Annotated in this window: 6 protein-coding genes; all 6 read right to left on the bottom strand. The window is 30.8% G+C overall.

From position 1 onward, the window contains the following. On the bottom strand, positions 1-500 hold a 500-nt coding region (locus BUB48_RS17325), incomplete at its 3' end, for an RNA polymerase sigma factor (protein WP_073028184.1). A gap of 504 nt (positions 501-1,004) precedes the next feature. Continuing rightward, on the bottom strand, positions 1,005-1,214 hold the full coding sequence (locus tag BUB48_RS17320; protein WP_073028181.1) for a hypothetical protein: 210 nt from the start codon (positions 1,212-1,214) through the stop codon (positions 1,005-1,007). 236 nt (positions 1,215-1,450) lie between these two features. Then, positions 1,451-1,579 (bottom strand): hypothetical protein, encoded by a 129-nt coding sequence (locus tag BUB48_RS18905; RefSeq protein ID WP_278308977.1) that lies wholly within the window; start codon positions 1,577-1,579, stop codon positions 1,451-1,453. 871 nt (positions 1,580-2,450) lie between these two features. Beyond that, the gene (locus tag BUB48_RS17310) at positions 2,451-2,852 is read right to left on the bottom strand and encodes a hypothetical protein (RefSeq protein WP_073028175.1); all 402 of its coding nucleotides are present in this window, start codon (positions 2,850-2,852) and stop codon (positions 2,451-2,453) included. A gap of 100 nt (positions 2,853-2,952) precedes the next feature. Further along, positions 2,953-3,396: a hypothetical protein gene (locus BUB48_RS17305; RefSeq protein WP_073028173.1), complete on the bottom strand. Its 444-nt coding sequence runs from the start codon at positions 3,394-3,396 to the stop codon at positions 2,953-2,955. Positions 3,397-3,482: 86 nt separating this feature from the next. Beyond that, positions 3,483-4,076 (bottom strand): DUF4367 domain-containing protein (locus BUB48_RS17300; RefSeq protein WP_073028170.1); only part of this gene is annotated, 594 nt, incomplete at its 5' end.

Genomic DNA, 4,076 nt, shown 5'->3' with positions numbered 1-4,076 from the left:
CTGGTTATGCGTTTTCGCACATTTTCCTCTGATATGGACAGTATCTTTGCAATTTCTTTGTCCGTATATCCGTGGCTATATTTGAGCTTTATCACAGTAGAATAGTTTATAGGGAGCATTGCAATAGCCTCAGCAATTGAACTATTGCCAATCTCTTCAAGGCTTTTGTCTCCTTCTGCAGCCATCTCACCTATACCTGATATGACTTCATCAAATGGGATGGCATATTGCCTTTTTCTTTTCCTGTATATATCTATCGCCATCCTTTCAACTATTATAACGACGAAGCCTTTGGTTTTGGGACACTTGATATCATTTATTTTATCTAAATTTTCTATAATTCTTAAAAATGCCTGATGAACAGCATCCTCTGCCAAATGCTCATCCTTTAATATGCTGTTTGCCACATAAAACATTGTTTGCCTGTAATTCATATAAATCTGCTCAAATTTGGACTTATCTTCAGAGTTTTCAATAATTGACAGATATATATAAAGCATAATAAAACCCCTTCAGCCTCAATATTTATTAAATATATAAACTTAATACAATTTTACCACATTTTTCTTTTAAGTTGTTTATATTTGGACATTAAATGTTCAAAATGTAAAATAATATAATTTCATGACAAGAATGATGAAGTAGAATGACAGATATTGAAAAGGCTGTATAATAAATAGAAGGGACAGGTACCGTTAACAAATCGTACCTGTCCCAAAGGTTGTAAGGGTACTTCTTATTTCTTAAGCCATTATTGATAAGGAGGATTTATTATTCCATTTTTTATGACTTCTTAACTTTATTCCATCATTATTATATCTTCATATTCTATAGGTGAGTTTTCATAGTTAGTAAATGTATTTATTTTTTTTTCGTAATTCTCCTTTTTTGGCCCATCCGTAATAACGTAGTATTCTCTTAGTTGAAACAATTTCCATTCATTTTCTTCTTTTTTTAAAATGTACATTTTATATAAGCTGTTGTTGCTATTATCAATGGGTAGCTTAAGAAAAAACGCTTTTGCTGCTGTCCTCTGAGCCTGTATAGACTTTAGATATCTGATACTTTATGGGTTTTTCTATTGATAATGCAAATAATCCGTTGTTGTTTTTTATATTATCTATTTTTTCCAAATATGATTCACTGAAGTATGAGTGGAGTATTTGCTTGACTTCTTCTTTATACTTATCAAATTCTAAATCCTTGAGCTGCACTAACACCAAGTTCTTTTCATTTTCAATTACTGTTTGGTGATTCTTTCATTTTCCGCCATAGATGTTTCATCTTTAGAACAAGCCAATATGAGCAAAGCCAGCGATATCATCAATAAATCATAATTATTATCTTTGCAAAAGAAGCAAATCCTTTTTTCAATTTTATTCCCCTTTTTTAGATTCAATCATTAGCTTTACTATTAAAAGTAGCAGATGAAATATAAATAATATTGATATTATTCAGGAATATGTCTTACAAGGTCATAAGACTTCTTTCCATTAATAATTAGTTCTATATAAAGAGTATCTTTCATCTTTTCATCAATTTTATTTTCTTTAATGTTAAGTTTATTAGGATGCTTCATCAGTGTACCTATATATTTTCATTAATAGAAACTATTACATCATCAACAGTGGTTTGCCATCTTGAATACTTAGGACCACAAGAAAATAACAATAACATCATTATTGTTGTTATAATTGCTACTATAAGTAAATCTACAAAACTAGAATTTTTGTTATCATAATACACAGATATATCCTCTATTCTTATTTTTGCTATATATATCTAAACAATCATATCTATGAAACTATGTGTCAATTTTCATATTAACTTTACGGAGTCAATATTGTTTTTTTTGCTAATTAACCCGTGTCATATTCATTACTTTGAATAAGAATATAGTAAATATTGGACAAACTAAAAGCCACATAAGCATATTGAGAGAAAATAATTTATTTATCGGTAATAATCCAGGCAATACCCAATACAGCGATAATTTATTGAGACAAAATAAATAAGCAATAATCATAATCCCTGCTATAATTGCTTTTATAATCAGTAATATATAGCGATTATTAATTATATTGATTTTGAAAGATAACCTATTGATAATATTAGATACTACAACCCCAATCAGTATGATATTTGCAACAATAAATAAGCCCATAAAACTTGAAATCATTATGTTTTTACTCCTTTCAAAATGATATAGAGTTTTATATATTGATAGCTTTTACACACGAAGTTAAATTTGATGTTATAAAGAATTCTATAATTCTGCAATAATGATTCAAATTCAATGCAAAAGGTATACTTCTTTTTATTATAACATATGAAGAAAAATTTACCATTAATTAAGATAATGCAGGTATAATATGAAAGTTAACATTCAGTGGGAAATGCATTCCCCACTGAATGTTAACTAATAGCAATTTACATCATGAACTGTTATATTAATCAAACTTCCAACCAGGTGGGTTACTACTAGTAGTATAAATTTCATCAACTTCTATTACTGTTCTATTAAGTGGATCTAAGTACCAGTCAATAATATTAGATGGGTAGTAATATCCACTAATACTGTTATAGTATGGTATCCAATAGATTTCTGATCCACACAAACATTCATTATGCTGAGTGTTGTGATATTTGCCATTATAAAGTGTTCTCACAATATATTTATGACCAGGATCAGTTAAAGGTGTATGATTACTTCCGCTTATGGGGCAATAAACATCGTACATAGGTGATATATTCTTTTTACTAATATTATCTGCATATAATAGGTTGATGCCGGTTATAAGAGAAATGCAAATGATAGATATTAACAGCACTGCTATTCTCTTTTTACTCATTTTTTATCCTCCTATATATTGTTTTATAAGTTTCATAGTTGTTATCATATTAGAAAACCAACGGACTCACCCCTTTCCATAAAAGCAGCTTTCTTCAAAGTTAATAATATACCTTGCTGCTTATTACGGTTTTGGTTTCCGAGTCGCTACCGCTATAGGCAGTAACATCTGCAACTACTCGATATGAATATCCTTTTGGAACTGTCATTAATTTGGAGAGTGTAAGCTTATAGCTGCTGCTTGACTGATACCAGCTGTTTATGACTACCCAATCTCCATTCTTATATTGCTGCAATTCTGCTTCGATTGATACTTTGGTGACTGTGCCACTGTATCCTTCTATATAACATTTAACTTGAGCCTGCCCTGTTGCAGTAATACTTAAGTTGCTGTTTGCTTTGTTAATGTAAAACATTTGAGGTGTTATGATGATTTTGCCCTGATGAGGGTGATCATTGTGACCTGCATCTGCATAGGCAATGCCGGAAGAACATAAGAGCAAAGCTGTACACAGGATTAGTGATATTAATTTTTTTGAGTACATATAAACACCTACTTCATTTGTCTTCTATTTATATAACGAAATGAAGGAGGCGTTTTGGTACACTTGTATTAAAATTTTTTAATTTTTTATTTAACACTTTCCGCCATTTTTATTATTTCATCTTTTTCTATGGCAGCAGATGAAAGGTCGAAAAGATATTGAGCATCAAACCACATCAGTCTGTTTGTTCCTTTGTTTGATACATAATAGGCCTCACAGCCTTTTATCCACATCTTTTCCATGGTGGTTCCTTCTGTATCTATGATTATTTTATCGTTTGTAATATATATCTGTTTAAATATTATTTCTTGTCCTTCTTTATTGCTATAAATAATATGAATATCCGTGAAGTAATCCTCAACGCTTGTTTTCTTAAAGCCTTCAGGTATATATTCCGGCTCTGCCGGTTCCATGGTTATATCTCCCGGCTGTTTATCATGCTGGAATGAGAAGGAGGTCAGTTCTTGATATATTTCTATGATTACATTGAAGAACTTTGTTCTCAATGCTTCCACGCTGGCTATGGTTATTAGAGTCACAAGGCATATGAGGAGTATTATGATTGCAATGCGCCTTGTTTTATAGATAAGTCCCCTTACAAGAAAATTGCTCTTCTCCATTGCTATAAGGTTCTTCATCCTGCGGTCAAAGCTTTTAGAGAAGGTATGTCCGATTTCTTC

The organism is Lutispora thermophila DSM 19022, assembly GCF_900142105.1.
Taxonomy (GTDB): domain Bacteria; phylum Bacillota; class Clostridia; order Lutisporales; family Lutisporaceae; genus Lutispora; species Lutispora thermophila.
This window is presented reverse-complemented; position numbering and strand designations above follow the sequence as displayed.